We start from the raw sequence: 19,008 nt of genomic DNA on the forward strand, positions 1-19,008 counted from the left end.
GGGGTCATTATGTCTATACGCTTAATGTTTATAAATGGGGGTGCGATGATAAAGCTAGATAAGTGTTCAGATGACTGGAAAGAGTGGCAAGTGACTATTGACGGAAATAGTTTTAATTTAGGCGATATTGGTTCTTCTTATAGTGAAAATACATTCGACATACATTTAGAAAGTAATTTTATTCCACTATCTTCATTGCCAACACTTAGTCTTTCTGACATCCCTAGAGAATTAGTTATCAATTTAGATGGGGCAGACGGAGGATTAGGTAAGTATGTTAGGTATATTTTCATTTCTACATACCCTGGCGAAGAGTACTTTGGCTACGTTTGGGAAATTGACCCTGAAAAGTGGGAAAGCCCTTTAAATCCCTTCATGATACGAGATGAGTTAGCTAAACACTTGGTTCATAGTTTGTGTGATGATGACCCTATAAAAGTGAGTTCCGAAAATGATGATTATATGGCTACAATCTATTTCAATATCGATTACCATTTACCGAGTGAAGACTTGTTAAGCGCAATCGAGATGGTCAAAAATACTATTAATGTCGGACTTGAAAGAGCGGAGGAAAAGTTACTTTTAGGAGGGTACAGCAATAAAATTGTTGCAAAATTCCAGTTTGCTCCTGAGGCACAGCAAGCGTGCACTAGCTATTTACTTTATTTCATTGAGTTTCTTAGAGATATGGGGATCGATGCAGATGGACAAATAGAAAGTCATGAAAGTAAAGTACTGTTTGCTGTTCAGCCTAAGTCAAAAGATGAATCATTGACAGTAATATCCCAAGCTTTGGCAATGTACTTATCTTCATCTGAAGTTGATACACGCAATATTACACCATTAGTGAAAGAACTTGATCCGCTGACTGAACTAAAAATCGAAAAGTTAAAAAGTGAAATAGATAGGCTTAAATCGAGCTTGCGCACAAACGAGGCCATTTTGAGATATCAAGATCGATTATTAACCAATTCCGAGCATGTTGCAAAACTTCCTAAGCAACCTATAGAGGGCCTAAGTGAGGTGTACGTCGATGACAAAAAGCTAGATAAAGGTAGTTTTCTAGGTGGGGGAATTAAACTCGGTGTATACAAAAAAGCAGGTATAGAAATAGACTGGAAAGCTTTGATATCATTTTTCTCTCGCAAATGAGTTCGCGTATAACAAATTGCTTAAGAGTGACGGCTAACCTGTGGCATTTTCGGTTCGGTCGAGTATAGTGATTACGATGGCTTTGCTTAGGTTTTGTGGTTTAGCCGCACCTTAGCAAAGCGTTTTAGCTGTTTCAATATTATCTCGGAGTTTAGATGGAGCTAATTAATTTTTGCTACTACTTATGCAACCTTTCTTTTAAGCAAAAAGCTGAGCAATCTGAATTCATGCCTTACTCAGAAGAAGATGTATATAATCGATTTCTCGGTTGCTCACTGATCTTTATCTGGAAGTCATCTACCTTGGTTTTCTTTTTAGCATGTGTTTTTTTTGTAACAAGACGCCTTGGCATGCTGATGTCAAACGAAGACCTAAATGCAGCAGCATTTGTGCTGCTAGCTATTGTAGGTTATTGGATTCTGAGTTTTATCGTTCGTAAAATATTAAAGTTCGGCTTTTTTCATGGAAATTACAATATATACAAAGATATTGAAAAAAGTTTCATTTTAGACATTTTGTATCGAATCACATTTGTGAGCTTTGTTGTTTTTTCAATGATAAGCAGTATTTTACTACTAGAGTCTATTCAATATTGGTACTTGCCTATTATGTTCGCATATTTAGGTTTTTATATATTAAATATGTCAATTAAGAGAGAAGTTGTAAAAAACAGCTAACAAGCCAATTATGGCAAGGACGCAAAACGCTTGGCTTGCGCTCCTCCGTCGCTAATTTTAGCCAAGTATTTGTGCGCCCCATATTGGAGTGTTATGCCTGATTTAATATATGGAGTTTTAATGCGAGTCATATTCTTTATTTTATGTATGGGGTTGTTTTCTGGATGTCAGACAACCTCTAATTATCAAGTTGAAAATAATTTGGCTGTAAGTGAAGCCAATCTAGTCGCTTCTACTGTGAATTCTGAAAAGGAATCGTTTGTGCCTGAGGGGCTGGTTCCTGGTTCTGACATCATTGTCGAGTCTCTAAAAAGAAGTTCTTTTTCAGGAGATGATTATTATGTATTAAGTAATGGCGAGCGTATATCTTTTGATGCATTGAATTATATCAGAGCTATTGCCATGACGAATATACAATTGGCTGAGCTTTTAACTAAAGTTAGATTCTTTGAAGACAAAGATAGTGGTCAAATAACTGTAATGCCAAAAATACTATTAACTCAAGGTGTTCAACTATACATTATAATTGATGGCTCGGAGTATGAATTGAGAAACAATGTAAAGTATATTGGTGAGTCATATTTGGATATTGCTTCTTTTGAATTAATAGCTGATGACTTTACATGGAAATCGGACTACTCTCCATTTCATAAGGGCGAATTTAGCAGGAAAGTTTCAGACCATAAAGTGTACGAATATTCAACCGGATGTGTTTCAGAGCTACAGATTCCAATGTACAAGAAGATTTCAGAATCAAAATATGCTCTGATAGAATTTCAAGGCGATAAAGGCTCTCAATCAATATCAATAAACCAGTACCAAAAAGAAATGATTGGATTATTCAATGAAATAAACAGTTTGTTAAGTCAATTAGACAACCAGTGTCAACAGGCATAACAAAAGCAATCAAGGTGATGTGTTACACTCGGCAGTTTTGGTATGGAATTCGGTGCGCTTTGTTGGTTCTGTGAGGCACACCTTATCGTAGGCGTTATAGCGCAGTGGAATTTATCAGAAGAGGGATTATGCGCATTGATTTAAAAATGGTAGAGAACGAAAATCAACTTCATGATTTGATGGCTAATTGCTTTGGTTTTCCAGATTACTATGGAAAAAACTGGGATGCTTTTTGGGATTGCCTTTGTGATTCGGATTTGCCTAAAGTCATAGAGTTTGTAGGCTCTAATCATCTGAAGTTTGCTCTCACTGAGAGTTTCGAATCTTTAAAAAATTGTTTTGATGATTTGAGTCGAGAGCATCCAAAGATAGGTATCAGAGTAGACTGGGACTAATGCGCTATAACAACCATTTAAAGCTCCAAGATACCTTTTCTAATCCATATCGAGCGCGTTAGATCTCAAACTCTAAAGCGTTTCTGCCCAAAAATTTGTTTCATCAGGCGTGGTACTTTCCCCAACAAACTTTCAATCATTAATGTAAACGTTGCGAACTTTATTGTCAGACTTTCGATCTTAGTTGTTCACCGACGTTCAAAGCGGTTTCTCTGGCATGATGAACTGATCACATAGCCATTTCATTGCTTGATCATTCATGTTTGGTCGATTCCATACCAAGCTGTACGCGACTTTCCCATAATCGAAAGGCAATGGCTTCGCGATGAGTCCTTTGGCTTGTAGGGCTTTCTGCGACCATAGCTTTGAACAGGTAAACAAGTATGGCGTTTGATGACAAAGCACGGCGGCTGAGCCAAAGTCAGCTACCGAAATAGCGACGTCACGAGGTTTGTGGCACTGCACCAAATTTTGTTCAAAGAAGGGCTGTGAAAGCTCGTTATCAAAGATGCCGATGTGTTTGTAGCTGAGGTAGTCTTCGATAGTCAGCGTTGTATTGGCTAGTGGATGATCGGCTCCCATCAAACATACCATCTCATCTGATAAGATGGTCTTCCATACCAACTCTTTGTTTTCTGTGGGAGGCTGTGAAATATCGTGAGGCAGTAAAATAGCATTCACTTTACCGCTCAAAAGCGAGTCAAAGCCGAACTGCTGTTTCGAGTATACCTTTAGCGCTGCGTTAGGGGCTAACTGAGTGGTTATCCGACTGATGGTTGGAGAAAACACCTCAAAGGTACTCTCACGCATCGATAAGGTGAAGCTGCCTTGGTAAGTCTCTGGAACGAAGCTCTTTTGATGCAGAAGGCCGTTCATACTCGATAGTATGGCATGTACGGTTGGTGCGATTTGGTGAGCAAATGGAGTAGGGATGAGCTTGGTACCATCGCGGTAGAAAAGCTCATCATCAATAATCTCTCTAAGCTGAGAGAGTGTCTTACTGACACTGGATGGCGTTACATACAACTGTTCCGCAGTCTGGGTCACGCTATGAGTATTGAGCATAACGTGAAGAACAGTAAGGTGTTTAAGGCTAACGCGCGATAGGTGGAGATAATCCATCTCTACTCCAGAATCAAAGAATGAGTCTGGATTCTAACGTGCTAACTTGTGATGAGCACGCGAAAAGTGTCCAGCACAGAAAGCACCGACAATAGAAAGTTCGCCCGCCAAACAGAGCGCTGCGCACACCTCAGCCAACGCTTGTGACTTACCGTTGCCATGAAGCCCTAATAAGTCCAGACACGCCTTCTGGCTTGGCAAACCCGTACCACCGCCTACAGTGCCGAGCATCAAGTTCGGAAGGGTTACGCTAGCGTACAAGCCGCCTTCTTTGTTGAGTTCCATACGAGTCATACCAATAGCCGACTCAGCCACACATGCCGCATCTTGGCCGCAAGCGATATAGAGCGCAGCCAGTGCATTCGCATAATGGGCATTGATACCAATGGTGCCGCTTAGTGCGCCGCCGACAGTGGTCATTTGTCCAAACTGAACCATTTTCTCTGGGGTTGTATGGAGATACTTCTCGACCAACACCGCAGGAATATTCACTTCTGCCGTCACTTTTTTACCGCGCACGCTGCGCAGCGTTTGTGTATTGGCCTTTTTGTCGCCAGATAGATTGCCATCAAGAAACGCATGGTCAGGTTTCACGGGTGTATGTTCAATGATGTACTCGAACACAGCATTGGTAGCAATCGTCACCATGTTTTGACCAGAAGCGTCGCCTGTCAAAAACTCAAACACAAGGTAAACGTGGTTGCCTTCGATGTTGCAACTGATGTCAGTGAGTTTGCCGTGCGATGTCGTAGATTCTGCAAGCGCTTTAAAGTGATCGTATTGCGTCACTACCCATGCGACGAATTGACCAGCTTGCGCTAAGTTCTCGAAGGCAAAACCAGGAGTGCGAGTCACACCTTCGTTGAGCAGCATCGCGCTTGCACCACCACAAGCAGAAATAAGCTTAGAACCACGGTTATACGAAGCGACGAGCGCAGCTTCTGTGGTCGCCAATGGCACCAAATAATCGCCTTCGGCAAACAGACCGTTTACACGCAGTGGGCCAGAAATACCGACAGGGACTTTAACGGTGCCAATGAAGTGTTCGATGTTCTTTTCGTAGGCAGAAAATTGCGAAAGGGTATGAGCGTCAAGCAGTTCAGCTTGGCTTTCTGCATTATCAAGGGCTGTCCAACGGCGGGTAAGGTTTTTCTCAGTCAAGTAAGGGCTTGGAGTCAGCTTTTTACTTGGCTTGTCGAAATTGGGTTGAAGCTTTTGTTCTAATTCTTCTGCGGTGATATCGCCACCTAAGATTGAAACATAGTCGCGACGGTGCAGGTTGAGTTTTGGCATAATTATTATTGGTACAGTTGGAACAGCAAGAGATATTTTGCGCTGATTCTACCGAGTAATGAGGGAGAAACAAGCGTCAGATATAATGAGTTACAGTTTGTGTAGCAATTGACAAAGAAACGCGAGGCTTTGTTCAGAGATTATGAGCAAGCTGTTAATCGCCATATTAGATGTGAATGTCTAACAGGCTTCCAATGGCTTCGTTCTGGCGCTCGATGACAGAAGCGCCCACGCGATTGTAACTGGCGCTTTGTGTGAGTTTTACTAGCGCATCGCTGTGAGAAGGCATGGGTTCACTCACGGTTTCTTTTTGAAGTGGGTCTGCAGTAGGGAGTTGATTAAAGCTAAGGTCGCTTTTAGGTGCCATTTCTTGCTCTAACTGAGGTTCATTCTGAGCAAGCTGATTAAGCTCCACAGCAGCTTCTTCCGCCATGTTGGCAGACTGCTGCATGATTGCGTAACCAGAATGTATACCTGAAATGGACATTCATTGACCTCGTTAAATTCCTAAGTTGAGTTTAGGTTGGCTAAATATTGAACGCAAGGGAAATGTGTGATCTATGAGTAGGTTAATTGTAACTAAGTGGTCGTTAGGGGAAAGATATAGGAAATTCTTTGCTTGCTGGAATGTACTAAGAATTCCATCCATCAAACTATTGAAGAGATAATAAACGGGCTGATTTGTGGAGACGTGTGAGTGAACTGCTATATTGATAAGTTGTCAGGCGTGGTAAGAAGGCAACGCTTGAAAGTAGATCAGTAGAGAAGATAAGGGAGCTGTTTAGTCGAATTGATATTAACTAAACAGCTCGCTTAGTGCTTTCATTTCTTCGTCCGTAAGCAAAGGTTGTTGCTTGTTGTCGACTTTACTGTCGATTGTCTCGTCGATTTCACCTTGCAGAGCGATAAGTTGTTGATTGCTCAGTAGATGAATCTGCTGTTTTAGAGCTTCAAATTGTAGTGCGTTCATGATACGGCCTTACGACATCTGTTACGCCACCTAAAGCATAGTACCCTAGTAGCATAGGTCCAGTAAAATGATAGGAAAATCACTAAATATTTTGTGATTCCAATTTATAAGACAACTATAAGTTTATGTGACCAATTTTTGTCCGAGAAATGTCAGGCAAAGTTAGTGCTCGGTCAATCAAAGTCAGAGGGTTTTAGTAATGTAAATTTCAATGGTGCCAGCAATGACGGGGCTTGGTAGGGTTGGGTTCGTAAGTTGTTGATTTATATGGTATGGCATTGAGATTAAAAAGATAGCTCAAGATGAATGAATTTTGAGCTATCTTTTTGTTTGTTATAGGCTTTGTTTTTGTATGGTTTTTTAGCGTTCTATTGAACTATTTATTGAACGTTACTTTAACCGCAAACTTAGTTGCCAAGGTATGCAATTCAGGCAGCATTCGGTAGATAAGGTGGAGTTGTTGCAACACCATTCGGACAGAACTTTCGTCTTCTTCTCGCCACTCACTCAAACGATTATCCAATTCAGGGTCGTAGCTATTTTTGATTTCGCACTGTTCACTATGACTATGAAGTTGGGAGTAGAGAGCATCTAAGTGCTCGTGAATAACGCGATGTGCATCTAACACGAGCTTGTGAGTCGCTTCATCATCAATACGCGTTCTGTGCGCGCCCAATGCTGAAATGTAGCTTAGTAGAGCGTGGTTGAGAGTCAGGAAACGAAAACTCTCGTCAACTGAGGTTCGGTATTTGCCGGGTTCTACCAGCATGCTACTGATTGCCACGGTTAAATTCGCATCGTTGTTGTGCGCGCTACGACGAGCGATACGATAACTGAGGCTATCTTTCTTACCGATACGATATTGCCCGATGATCTGTGCCAGATAGGACTTGTTGGCGTCTAGCGCATCGGCCATCACTTTATGCAAGCGTTTCGACTGCCAGTCAGGGAAGAGGTAAACCACCGCAAGTACGGCCAACGCACAGCCAATAAAGGTATCTGCAAGTCGAGGCAGAACCACGGCATAGCCTTCACCTAGTTGATTGAAGCAGAACAGCACCAATAGCGTGATGAATCCGGTAGCAAATCCGTAGTTATTGATACGGAACGCAAAGAACATCACACCGCTAACCACAATAAACACCAGTTGGCTCTCTTGAGATGGGAAGAAGGTCAGCAGTGGGACACCAATCAACAGGCCGGCCACGGTACCAATCACACGCGCAGTAAGCTTTTGACGAGTCGCACTGTAGTTTGGCTGACACACAAAAAGAGTCGTTAGCAGGATCCAGTAACCTCGCTCAATCTCGAAGCCCTGAATGATTCCATAACCTAACGTCAGCGTCACCGCCATACGTATAGCATGACGAAATAGCATCGAATCCTTGTTTAGGTTGGCGCGTATTCTGTGCCACATCGCCTTTAGAGTGTGAGGATTCGTGTCATCTAATACATCTTCTTCAAGCTTCTCGGCATCTGGGTTATTGATGTTTGATAGCTGCTTTTCTACCGTCGCTAAGTTGTTAAATAGGAAATCCAGCTGACTAAGCAGTGGTTTCCATTCCGGACGGTTTTGTTGATGAAGGTGGTTTAAAGAAGACATCAACTCATCTAAAGCCAGAACTGACTTATCACTGTGTTGATATTCCGCCCCGACTTTCAGAGAACTCGCGATTTCATGACAGGCTTTTGCTTGTGCCTCTAGTAGATATTTAAAGCGGAACAGTACATCCGAGCGTTCAAAGTGTTTCGCCAGCTCTTGATAGCGATAGTGGGTAGAGCTGACGCGCTCATGAATATCTTGGGCGATGAAATAGGTATTGAGAAAGCGGTCGCTTGGGCCATCAATGTGACCTCGCTTAGAGCGATTCAGCAGCGTGGCTTTACACATATTGAGGGCATTAACTGTGCTTGCGTTGAGTTTCGCTTCAATAATGCGGTGTGGTTGAGGGACTAGGTCAGTCACTGGATAGAACAACTCTGCCTTGGACTCCATGTAGTTGCCAATCTGGTCAAAAACGGTCGCAAGGTTTTGTTGTACAGGCTGCATTGGCCAAACGATTTGCCAAATCATCGACATAAAGTAGTACCAAGCCGCACCGGTTAGCAGTAGCAATGGCTGGAACCACAAATTGGTGCTTTCGTGTGCACCTAACATGGTGTAGATGGCCACAAGCAGGGAGCCAAAAGCGATACTGGCGTATTTAGGACCAATGGCACCGAGCATGATGAATGCGAATGTCGACGTGAACAGCCCAATTGCGAACAACCAAGGCGTTTCGAAAAGCAGCTCTATGGAAAAAGCAGCAATGGCAAAACAGATAAAGGTTAATGTGAGTGCTTTGAGCCTTCCGGTAAAGCTATCGTCACTTTCAGCCAATGCGGCGGCAATAACGCCAAGAATGAGAGGGGTGATTAACGTATTTTGTTCGTAGTACCAAGCGGGCACCACAACACCCAATAAGGTGATAAGAATGAGGACGCTGTAATTTATGGTTTTGTTCGCCCAGTAGAGGCGTAAATTATCGGAGAAGTTCACAGTCGCTCGCTATTCAAGCTAAAAACATAATCCTAACAGAAATCAAGCACAAGAATTTGATACTAATTCATAATTAACCCCAGGTGGTCATGAAAACGGCGATAAGAAATGGGATATTATTATTTCTTATTGCAACATGATATAAATTCACTATCTCCCAATTAAGAGCAAGCCCAATGCAGCTAAGCGCAAATAAGACTGCACAGTTTTTTATCCAAAATGAATATCATCAAGTTGAGCTCGATGGCTCTCGTTTACTTCTCTCATCTGTTGGTAGCGAGGAGCGTATCCCGTTCACGATATGGAGTGGTAAGGTCGCGATAAAGCGCGGTTTGTTTTGGGGATCATTGCAGTTCTTTGCCAATACGCATGAAGGAAAACAACGCAGCTGGTTGGTTCAAGGTTTGCCATGGGGTGAGTGTCGCCAATTTGCTCGCAGCGCAGTGAATGCGTATCAACAGTGGCACGATACTCAATGTGAACAACTGGCAGAGCATGTACCTGAATGGGAAGCCGAGCTAACACGCCTTGAGCAGTTACCTGCTTTCTTACCGCACTCTCAAGTCGATCAATGGGTGAATAAAGTCAATCAGGGCTTAGAGTCAATGGTGATGACTCTTGATGAAGCTGCTCTGCGCATGCCTAAGCGAATCGCGCGCCTTTCTCCATGGTTACTCGATACGGAAGAGCAGCAAGCTGAGCGTAACCGACTGTGGCTTGATCGCGAACGTCAAAACTGGGAAGTGTTATTTGCGCAGTGTGAGTCTTCGCCACTTAACCTTTCTCAGCAATATGCGGTGTTGATGAACGACGATCATAACTTGATTCTAGCGGGTGCTGGTTCGGGTAAAACCAGTGTTCTTACTGCCCGTGTTGCTTATCTGCTGCAGAGTCATCAAGCTCAGGCTGAGGAAATGCTATTGCTGGCGTTTGGTCGTGAGGCCGCTGACGAGATGAAACAGCGCCTAGATAGCAAGATTGGTCTATCAGCCGAGAAAGTGCAGGTGAAGACTTTCCACCAGTTAGGACTCAAGATCCTTAACCATGTTGAGAATGAACCCGTGACCATTTCTCCATTGGCATTGGACAGCAATCAACGCCAAGCGTGGTGTATCGACTGGCTGAAAAAGCACTGGATGACTCCGACTAACTTTAAGCGTTGGCAAAAACACCTCGCCAAATGGCCGATTGCTTACCTGAAAGGTGATGAAGAGCTGGGTAGCCATGTCTCCAACCTTAAGCTAATCGGATGGTTAGAGAAGCAATTGGAGCAGCTAAATAGCTCAGGCTTAACCAAAAAAGAGGTACAGCAACAGCTTATCGATCACCCAGATTATACCCGATTAAATAGCGAGCTCGCGCTTTGCTGGCCGTGTGTGACCGCTTGGCAGAAGAATCTGAAAGAGCAGAATCAAATCGATTTCTCGATGATGATCAGTCGCGCCACTCAATACGTGGAAAAAGGACGATTTATCTCACCTTGGAAGTACATCATGATCGACGAGTACCAAGATATCTCACCAGACCGCTTGGCTCTAGTTGAAGCTCTATGTAATCAAACCAAAGCGGAACACCAGGCGTCTATCTTTGCGGTGGGTGATGACTGGCAATCTATCTATCAGTTTGCTGGTGCGGATGTCGATCTGACCACAGGTTTTAAAGATCGATTTGAAAGTTCGACGATTCATCATTTAGACACAACTTATCGTTTTAATAACCAATTAGGCGCGGTTGCGAATCGATTTGTGCAAGAGAATCCAATTCAACTGCCGAAGGAGCTCAATAGCTTTAAGCAGCAAAAGCAGAAGGCGGTTTATACAGCACCGAGTAAAGATGTTGAGAAGATCCTCGATCAGCTCAACCGCCAAGTAAAAGGAAATGCGACCAAGTCAGTATTGCTGCTAGGGCGCAACCATTATCATAAACCTGAGTTGTTAGCGGACTGGCAGAAGATTTACACGTCACTAGACATGAGTTTTATGACATGCCACGCAAGTAAAGGTAAAGAAGCTGACTTCGTGATCATTCTTTGTGTAGATGAAGGGCAATTCCCAACGAAGAAGAAACAGCTTCATATTGATGGCGCATTAACAGAGTCTTCAGATAATTTCCCTTATGCTGAAGAGAGAAGACTGTTCTACGTCGCGATGACACGAGCAAAGGAAAAAGTCTGGATTACTCACAGTGGTGATGGTTCTGGCTTTGTACAAGAATTGCATCAATCGGATTATCCGGTTGTCCGTAAAAAATAAACCGTAGCCAAGCCAACATTTTTGGTAAGGAGGCCGAAATGGAACATGGTTCGATCAATTACATTGAGTTTGCAGCAAAAGATTTAGATAAGACCAAAGCGTTCTTTGAATCCGTATTTCAGTGGCAGTTTGAAGATTATGGACCAGAGTACACGGCTTTTACCGCTAAAGGGTTGATGGGTGGTTTTTATCAATCTGAGTTAGCTTGTGACGCGAGCGCTGGTGGTGCTCTGATGGTGTTTTACAGCCAAGGTTTAGAACAGACTGAGCAAGAAATAGTGGAAGCGGGTGGCATGATTAAGCGAGACATCTTTGCTTTTCCGGGCGGCCGACGTTTTCATTTCTGCGAACCAAGTGGGAATGAAATGGCGGTGTGGAGCGATAAATAAGCTTTATCTATTTGAACACGCTATCTAGTCATTACAAAGCGTGAGTCTCTACCAAATAAAACAGCCTGAAAGTACGCAGGCTGTTTTTCAATTTTTGTTGCGAAGCTCAATTAAGTGCGGTCTGCTAAGTATGCTTCGTAATCTGGGATCTCAATCGACACTTCTTCTTCAAGCATTGAAGAGTTAAATAGGAAGTTTGCCGTTGCACGGTTCGTTGCCACCGGGATGTTCCATACACTCGCAATACGCAGTAGTGCTTTCACATCTGGGTCGTGAGGTACAGCATTAAGTGGATCCCAGAAGAAGATCATCATGTCGATCTTACCTTCAGAAATCAGCGCGCCAAGTTGTTGGTCGCCACCCATAGGGCCACTGATCATGCTCTTAATCGCTAAGCCAGTCTCTTTGCTTAGTAGATGTCCTGTTGTACCTGTCGCGTACAGAAAGTGCCCTTGTAGTTTTTCTTTGTGCTCTTTTACCCAACGCAGTAATTCTGGCTTGAAGTTATCATGAGCCACTAAAGCGATGTGCTTATGAGCAGGCATCGTACGTGTTGTTTTTTGCATGAATGTTTCCTAACTTATTGGCTTATATTTTTTGATTTTTTCAATTTCTAATTAGCAATATATCACTAAGGTGTGACACTGAATACCGGACGAAACTCAGAAGGTGACAACGAATCGGCAATCACCTCTTTTTTGAGAGATGAAGGCGTTAATGCTTCAATTTTAGGCACTTGATGAAACTCATAAGGTTGTTTTCGCAGGTAGTGTGTCGCTTGGTTCACGGATAAGCGGCCTTGCTCGACCATCTTATCTGTCGGCGCGAATAGCACCTTGTCACGAAGTAACCCACGGTAAACGCCGTGACTTAAGTAGCTTGAGACCAATCCAATCTCTTTCTCTTTGTTGGCCGCTCTTACCTCACTGATGGCCGCTTCAATTGCGACCGCGCTACCAACGATGTATTTGATATTCGGCAAATCAATCACCTGTTGAACGAGGTTTCTCTGTAGCTCTTTGTCATTATCCGCCCAATAACTTACAGCAATATTAATATCACTGGATTTAATCGCGTCATAAAAGCCGATAGCAACAGGCTTAGTACCACCACTTGCTTGTGGGCCAAGTAGTAAAGCTATGTCTGTTTTTCCTGAGCCTTTCGGGTGCCTTGCTTTGAGAAACTCACCAACTTCATAACCCATTTGCCACCAATCAACACCCACTGTGCCTTTAAGCACTTTCTCTTTTTGAGTGTCGCTAAGGTTTAGCTCGTTCACGGTGGCAAATACAGGAGTAGAGCCAACCCACTTGGTTAGGCTGTCATAGAAAGCGTCTGGAGAAACGGTTCCTAAGATGATGGCGTCTGCTCCCCATTGATTACATAACTCAAGCTGCGAAGCCTGTTTACCGATATTTGGGTAACCGCCAGCTTCAAGTACACGTAGCTCAATCTTCTGCTCTTTTGCTTCTGAAATCATGCCGTAATTGACCGATAGCCAGTAAGAGTCTTTCAAGTGTGGATAGATTGCGCACACCTTCTCTTTCTGTTGTGTGACAGAAGAAACCTGGTCTTTGACTACTGCTTTATTGTCCACTGTGAGGTCGTTTGCGATAGCAGAGTAACTGGCCGCACTCAATGAGCATGAAACTAGAGTTGAAACTAAACGTTTAGATAGCATGAATTGTCAGTTTATTGGCTTTGGATAAGAAACACTGCAAAATATAGCGTATTCTGCATGGGTAAAGAAGAACGTTTTAAGGTTATGGGTTTATGTTGTTAGCCACAGCAAGTATAGGTAGAAAGCTGCTCGCCTCATTTTTGGTGATGGCCTTATTGGTTGTCGTGTCAGCTCTAATTGGTGTGTCAGGCTTTAGCTTTGTGGCAAAAACAGAACGAAACGTTGTGGATTCCGCACTGCCAGCAATGATTGAGGCGCGTCAGGTCTCAGAATTGAGTAATCGTATTATTGCATCGGTGCAAACTCTGAGTAATGCGCGTAACGAAGAACAACGAAAAGAAGCAGGCTCAGAACTGTTTGAGCTACTCGAATCCTTGCTGCGTCATATCAAAGAGCTGGGCTCTGATAGTTTTGATTCAGAACTACTTAGCAATCTTGAAAACAACGTTCAGAGCGTTATCAATACCTTAGCGGAACTTGGTGTCTCGGTAGAGCGCAAACTTTGGCTGACCAAGGAGCTTGGTTCTCGCGTAGAAGAGATGCGCTTGTTGGCAGAAGAGCTTGAACAACTTACTCGTACTCAAGTATTGAATACCGCAACCATCGCCGTTGCCAACGTAACTCACATCTATGACCTACTAGAAAAGCAGCAGACTGACCGAGCATACAAAGCGCTGGATGCCCTAGTTGAAGTCGATCTGGATCTTTCTGAGCGACTGCACGAACTGCATCTTTTGGCTTTTAAGATGCTCAATCAGATTGAAGAGACGCCGACGGTTACTGATGTCGACCGTATTCACCAGATTCAGACTGAGTTTGAATCGAATCTAAAAATCATGGCTCGTCGTGTCAAAGCGGTAGAAGACCCAACTCGTTCAGAACAGATGTCGCAGCTTCTGGATGAGCTTCGTCGCCGTCAGGTGGTGTTTGAGATCGCACTAGAGAAGTCAGAAAACGCCAAGAAGTCAGAATTCTTAATGCAGAAAACATTGGAGTTGTTTTCTCAGCTAAATACCACAGTCAACGTACTGGTGGATGATTCGAACCGCAGTACCAAAGAGGCGGTTGATGAGCTGACCACCACCTTGAATTACGCTCAATGGACACTATCGGTTATCTCGTTGATCGGTCTATTTATCGCTGCCTTTATTGTGTGGCGTGTGGTGTATGTCTCTGTAGTAAAAAGGCTTGCCGAGTATTCCGTCGCCCTGATGTCGATAGCTCAAGGTCGCTTGAATATCGATATATCAGTTAAAGGTAACGATGAACTTGCTCACATGGGGCAAGCGATCATCACTGCGCGAAATACCGCTCAAGCACTGCAAGTAGTGGCTGTTGGTGAAGCCAAAGCCAAGCGTGAGCTAGAAGAGCACAAAGAGCACCTTGAAGAGCTGATCACGGAACGCACTTATCAGCTGCAACAAACCAATGAAAAGCTCAACATTGAGGTGGTGAATCATGCCAAAGCACGACGTGCAGCAGAGCAAGCAAGCCGAGCTAAATCGGCGTTTCTTGCCACAATGAGTCACGAGATTCGTACACCAATGAATGGGGTATTAGGTACGGCGAGGCTGTTGAAGGATACAGGGCTCAACTCTTTGCAATCTGGCTATGCAGACATCATTAACCGCAGTGGTAAGAACTTACTTGCGATACTCAATGATGTCTTGGATTACTCAAAAATCGAAGCTGGCCACTTAGAGATCCGCGTTGCCTCTTTTAACCTTCATCAAATGGTTGAAGATACCTATCAGCTGATGGAGGGAAGAGCCTCCGAAAAGAACATTGATTTCAGCTTCCATATCGAAAGTGATGTGCAAACTTATTGGCGTGGCGATGTAACACGCCTCAGTCAGATCTTGAATAACTTGGTTGGTAATGCGATTAAGTTTACCGATAGCGGCTCTGTTGATATCTACATCAGCTTGGATATTGAAGATCCAAATCGAGTGATGTTTGAAGTCGCGGACACTGGCGCAGGCATTAAAGCCGACGAGCAGCAATGCTTGTTTGATGCCTTTAGCCAAACAGAGAGTGGTCGCAACAAAAAAGGAGGCACTGGACTGGGCCTCGCGATCAGCAAAAGTATTTTAACCGCGATGAATGGTGATATTGGCGTACACTCAGAAGAGGGCGAGGGTAGTCAGTTCTGGTTCTCGGTTCCGCTCGAGCTGGGTGAAAAAGTAGAAGTTCAAACTCAGACGGTAGAGGCATGTGTTAAAGCCAAAGTACTCTTGATTGAAGATAACCCGGTTAACTGTATTGTCGCAGAGGGTTTTTTGAATAATCTTGGACACCAAGTTGCCATCGCGACGACAGGCGCACAGGCTCGAAAACTGTTTAAAGAGCAAGACTACGATATTGCGTTGGTGGATATCAATCTGCCTGACTGTGATGGCACAGAGCTCATTCGAGACCTGAAAAGCGATCTTAAGGTGCTCAACAGTCATTCTGACCAACAGCGAACAGAGCCGCCAATGATTGCCGTCTCCGCTCACGTGTTCAATGAAGAAGTGGAAGAGTATTTAGCTTCTGGTTTTGATGGGTTCTTGCCAAAACCGTTGGAGAAAGAGGCGTTGGCAAGGCTGATTAGCGCGCAGCTGACAGGTCGTCGACTGTTACTCCCGCAGCCTGACCCATCCGATCGTATGTGTAGTGCTCAAAAAGGCGAAATTGATTCAGTAAACGAAGTGGATGACACAATCAAAGAACAGCAGGAGGTGGATGTGTTGATCATTGACCCTAAGGTCATCGAGGGTGACTTAGCGATTCTAGGTAAAGAGAAAATGCAGTCGATTGTGGGGCTGTTTGAAGAGAGCTCGCAAGTTATTCTCGATGATCTAAAGGCGGCGAGCGAAGCGAAGAACTCGCGAGAAGTGAAGTCGCTTGCGCATAAGCTGAAAGGCTCAGCAGGTAGCTTGGGTCTAGGTAAGCTGCATCAAGCTTGCTTAGCGATTGAAGCGGCAGCTGAACCTTTGACTGAATATGGGAATACCGCAGACTCGTTAATTGAAATAGTCGATGCGTCGAATCAGGCTCTGAAATCTTACTTTTAGAAATGATGTTCAAATGACCAATAACAAAAATCCTCTGCACTGGCAGAGGATTTTTAGTTTTAACTCAATCAAGCAACAATGACTCAAACTGCGTCATGAGCTTTAACAATGAGTATCAACGGTTTTCGAAGCGATTGTAGTCCAGTAGTCCAAACTCAATAGGTTGGTTCTGTTGATACCATTGGTGAACACGGTCGCTGAACGGCCAAAAGTCGCTCGAGCTTCTGCGTACCGCAAACTTATCGAGTAAGGCGATATAATCCTCTTCAGTTTCAATACTTTGCAGCATAGAAACAAGCTGAGGGATTTCTGCTTCATCTAGCTCAAGGAAAGCAGCCGGGTAACTACCCACAACGCCTCTTACCAAAGTTAGGTCATCGTTCTGGTAATCTCGGTTGCTCTCCTCGTTGAATAGGCTTGAGATGTTGGTATGAGAGTTGTTGTGAATCATCGTAAACAACTGTTCTTCACCGTTCTGTGCCTTGATCATCATCATTACGAGTTGAGGCACATGCTGTAGACCTGCGCCTTTGATCGTATCGACTTGTTGCAGCAGAGCTTCATGTTTCGGTTCAAACCCCGTATCAACGATCTTGTAACGGTCGTTAAGAATAGGTTTTAGTTTCTCTTCCAACATATCGAACAACTCCGCCTTAGGGTTGTCGGTTTTGTAGACAACACTAGACGGCTGATCGAACGGTGCGATATTGCGCTGTAAGAAGTCACTTAACTGAGTGTTTTGGTTTTGGTACCAGCTTGAGTGCTCCTCGTGGCGAACATCTTTAGGCAACAGGGTTAGGAAGTTACTTTCACCCTCCAAACGTAAGAAGTCCATAAACATGCGAGTCATCAACTGGTGGCCGAAGTTACCGTAGACATCAAAGCCAGCGACCAGCAAGTAGTGGATGCGTTCTAGTAGAGCGTAATCAAGTACCCATGCTGTCTTTGGTTGTCTACCGACCAAGCCTTGCACCACAGAAGCACTGTCGAAGTGCCTAAACACCGTTAGCGCTGCATTTGGATTGGTACCGCCACCATCCCAAATAACGTTCATGGTGAGGTTCTCACCGTTTTTGAACCATTTGTTGGTGAATTCAGATTTGCCTTCTAGATAGCGAGCTTGCTGCTTCGAATATTTAACCCAGTTGGTCACAGGTAGCGTGTTACTTTCAAGTTCGCCCGGTAGTTTGAGGTTGTCTTTCTGGCTAGCATAGAAATCATTGATCTCAGGAAGATCGGCTTTATCCGGATCGACAAACACCACCCAAAAGCGATCATTAATAACGTTTAACGCCAACTGTCCACGACACACAGGGCCTTTGATGTAAGCCATGATGGTGTTTTGGGCATTGTCGAGCATGAATTTAAAGCGCGAGTTTACAGGCAGGTCTTCAAATGCAGTCATAGGGTTGGCCGCAACATCGACCTCATAGCTTGGCAGCTCTCGTACTATGTATGGGGTATTAACAAACCAAGTTGTCCAGTCTTCTAAGCGCTTCTCGTTAAGAGCAAACGGCATGTGTGTTTTGTCGACAATAGTTCCTTGTTCAGGAATGATTCGGTAATAGACACGTGGCACCTCAGGGTCATCGTATGGGCGGCGTGTCGTAATGCGTTGAACTGGTTGACCTGGTGGTGTTGCAGAGCGTATCAAGGTGAAGAAGCGAGTTGGTCCCTCTAGCTCCGAAAAGTAGAGGTGAGAAAGGAATAAGTGCTCGTAGATGTAACGAGCAGACAGCTGACTCTTACGCGCGCTTTTGTTTAAGAAACTCTCATAGGTATCAACCAGCGCTTGCTCATCTTCAGTCAAAGGGATGTGAGCGTTCATGATTGCGCCGTTCTCTAACCAGCTCATCAAGGTCGCGTATTCACCTTTATCTAGATTTGGCATCCCGTAAGGCATTCCCCATGTTGGGTAATCTCTTTCATATTGGGCATACTCTTCAATAGTCGGGCACTGCTGATCGCGGTCAACAGCGAAATCAAACCCTTCCAACTGCTTTTGATCAGGAAGAGGGTGGTTCTCTTTTTGAATCAACATGCGAGCAACCAAACCAGCATCTAAGTTAGCGGTCGAGTTTTGCATACGCTCGTTCAGAACAGGGTGGAAGTCCGCATCGCGCCACTCTTGAGTGGTCAACGCATCTTCAAACAAGCGTGTAGGTGCTGATGCAGTTAAGCGTGTGCCTTGATAAACCAATGCTTTACTTGCACCTCGGTCTATCCCTTCAACTGAAGACATCTTCAACTGACATGGCGCATCGTAACAGGCATGACATACCACGCATCGGTTATCGATAATCGGTTTTACTTCATTAATGAAATGTTGTGCTTGTGCAGAAACCACAGGTGCTTGGCGGTCACGAACTTCGGGTTCACCAAACAGCTCATCGAAGTTTAAGCCAGCGTACATTGCACAACCTGAGAAGAGGCTGACCAGTGCGACAACCCATATTCTTTTTAGATTCATAGAGACTTATAGTTTTATCATTTTTCTTAAGTATATCGAAAATGATTGAAAATGCTCGTGTTCTAGTAATTTGCTGAATAGCGTTGCTCGGAAAACAGCAAACGGATCGACTTTA

Annotated in this window: 15 protein-coding genes; 7 read left to right on the top strand and 8 right to left on the bottom strand. The window is 44.0% G+C overall.

What is annotated here, in order from left to right:
- The 4 genes from KI743_RS00935 to KI743_RS00950 all read left to right on the top strand — a co-directional run.
- Window positions 1–1,152: hypothetical protein (locus tag KI743_RS00935; protein ID WP_285464279.1), on the top strand; the 1,152-nt coding region annotated here is incomplete at its 5' end.
- 155 nt (window positions 1,153–1,307) lie between these two features.
- Window positions 1,308–1,829, top strand: a complete 522-nt coding sequence (locus KI743_RS00940) for a hypothetical protein (RefSeq protein WP_285464281.1) — start codon at window positions 1,308–1,310, stop codon at window positions 1,827–1,829.
- Window positions 1,830–1,922: 93 nt separating this feature from the next.
- A complete protein-coding gene (locus KI743_RS00945) occupies window positions 1,923–2,726 on the top strand; it encodes a hypothetical protein (protein WP_285464283.1) in 804 nt (267 codons plus the stop codon).
- 128 nt (window positions 2,727–2,854) lie between these two features.
- The gene (locus KI743_RS00950; RefSeq protein ID WP_285464285.1) at window positions 2,855–3,121 is read left to right on the top strand and encodes a barstar family protein; all 267 of its coding nucleotides are present in this window, start codon (window positions 2,855–2,857) and stop codon (window positions 3,119–3,121) included.
- 198 nt (window positions 3,122–3,319) lie between these two features.
- Here KI743_RS00950 and KI743_RS00955 read toward each other — a convergent pair whose 3' ends face one another.
- The 5 genes from KI743_RS00955 to yccS all read right to left on the bottom strand — a co-directional run bounded on the left by KI743_RS00955 (window position 3,320) and on the right by yccS (window position 9,045).
- Window positions 3,320–4,243 carry a LysR family transcriptional regulator gene (locus tag KI743_RS00955; RefSeq protein ID WP_285464287.1) on the bottom strand — a complete coding sequence of 308 codons (924 nt, stop codon included), beginning with the start codon at window positions 4,241–4,243 and terminating at the stop codon, window positions 3,320–3,322.
- 33 nt (window positions 4,244–4,276) lie between these two features.
- Complete coding sequence (locus KI743_RS00960) at window positions 4,277–5,536, bottom strand: hydroxymethylglutaryl-CoA reductase (protein WP_285464289.1); 1,260 nt, start codon at window positions 5,534–5,536, stop codon at window positions 4,277–4,279.
- 166 nt (window positions 5,537–5,702) lie between these two features.
- The gene (locus KI743_RS00965) at window positions 5,703–6,023 is read right to left on the bottom strand and encodes a hypothetical protein (RefSeq protein ID WP_150868759.1); all 321 of its coding nucleotides are present in this window, start codon (window positions 6,021–6,023) and stop codon (window positions 5,703–5,705) included.
- A gap of 309 nt (window positions 6,024–6,332) precedes the next feature.
- Window positions 6,333–6,506, bottom strand: coding sequence for a hypothetical protein (locus KI743_RS00970; RefSeq protein ID WP_172974294.1), 174 nt, complete (start codon window positions 6,504–6,506; stop codon window positions 6,333–6,335).
- Window positions 6,507–6,882: 376 nt separating this feature from the next.
- Window positions 6,883–9,045, bottom strand: coding sequence for a YccS family putative transporter (gene yccS / locus KI743_RS00975; RefSeq protein WP_032552289.1), 2,163 nt, complete (start codon window positions 9,043–9,045; stop codon window positions 6,883–6,885).
- Between the two features lie 176 nt (window positions 9,046–9,221).
- Here yccS and helD point away from each other — a divergent pair, with 176 nt between their 5' ends.
- Together helD and KI743_RS00985 are read left to right on the top strand one after the other, a co-directional pair.
- Window positions 9,222–11,297: a DNA helicase IV gene (helD, locus tag KI743_RS00980; protein ID WP_285464294.1), complete on the top strand. Its 2,076-nt coding sequence runs from the start codon at window positions 9,222–9,224 to the stop codon at window positions 11,295–11,297.
- A 38-nt stretch (window positions 11,298–11,335) separates the two neighbouring features.
- A complete protein-coding gene (locus KI743_RS00985) occupies window positions 11,336–11,686 on the top strand; it encodes a VOC family protein (RefSeq protein WP_032552292.1) in 351 nt (116 codons plus the stop codon).
- A 110-nt stretch (window positions 11,687–11,796) separates the two neighbouring features.
- On the opposite strand, the gene KI743_RS00990 is transcribed toward KI743_RS00985, so the two are convergent.
- Both KI743_RS00990 and torT read right to left on the bottom strand, forming a co-directional pair.
- Window positions 11,797–12,252: a methylglyoxal synthase gene (locus KI743_RS00990; protein ID WP_032552293.1), complete on the bottom strand. Its 456-nt coding sequence runs from the start codon at window positions 12,250–12,252 to the stop codon at window positions 11,797–11,799.
- Window positions 12,253–12,317: 65 nt separating this feature from the next.
- Window positions 12,318–13,367, bottom strand: coding sequence for a TMAO reductase system periplasmic protein TorT (gene torT, locus KI743_RS00995; RefSeq protein ID WP_285464297.1), 1,050 nt, complete (start codon window positions 13,365–13,367; stop codon window positions 12,318–12,320).
- 92 nt (window positions 13,368–13,459) lie between these two features.
- Between torT and torS the strand changes: the two genes are divergently transcribed.
- Entirely contained in the window at window positions 13,460–16,423 is a 2,964-nt protein-coding gene (torS, locus tag KI743_RS01000; protein WP_285464300.1) for a TMAO reductase system sensor histidine kinase/response regulator TorS, read from the top strand.
- A gap of 115 nt (window positions 16,424–16,538) precedes the next feature.
- On the opposite strand, the gene KI743_RS01005 is transcribed toward torS, so the two are convergent.
- Entirely contained in the window at window positions 16,539–18,893 is a 2,355-nt protein-coding gene (locus tag KI743_RS01005; protein WP_285464302.1) for a fatty acid cis/trans isomerase, read from the bottom strand.
- Window positions 18,894–19,008 lie beyond the last annotated feature (115 nt).

It is taken from the genome of Vibrio sp. D420a (assembly GCF_030248625.1).
Lineage (GTDB): Bacteria > Pseudomonadota > Gammaproteobacteria > Enterobacterales > Vibrionaceae > Vibrio > Vibrio fortis_A.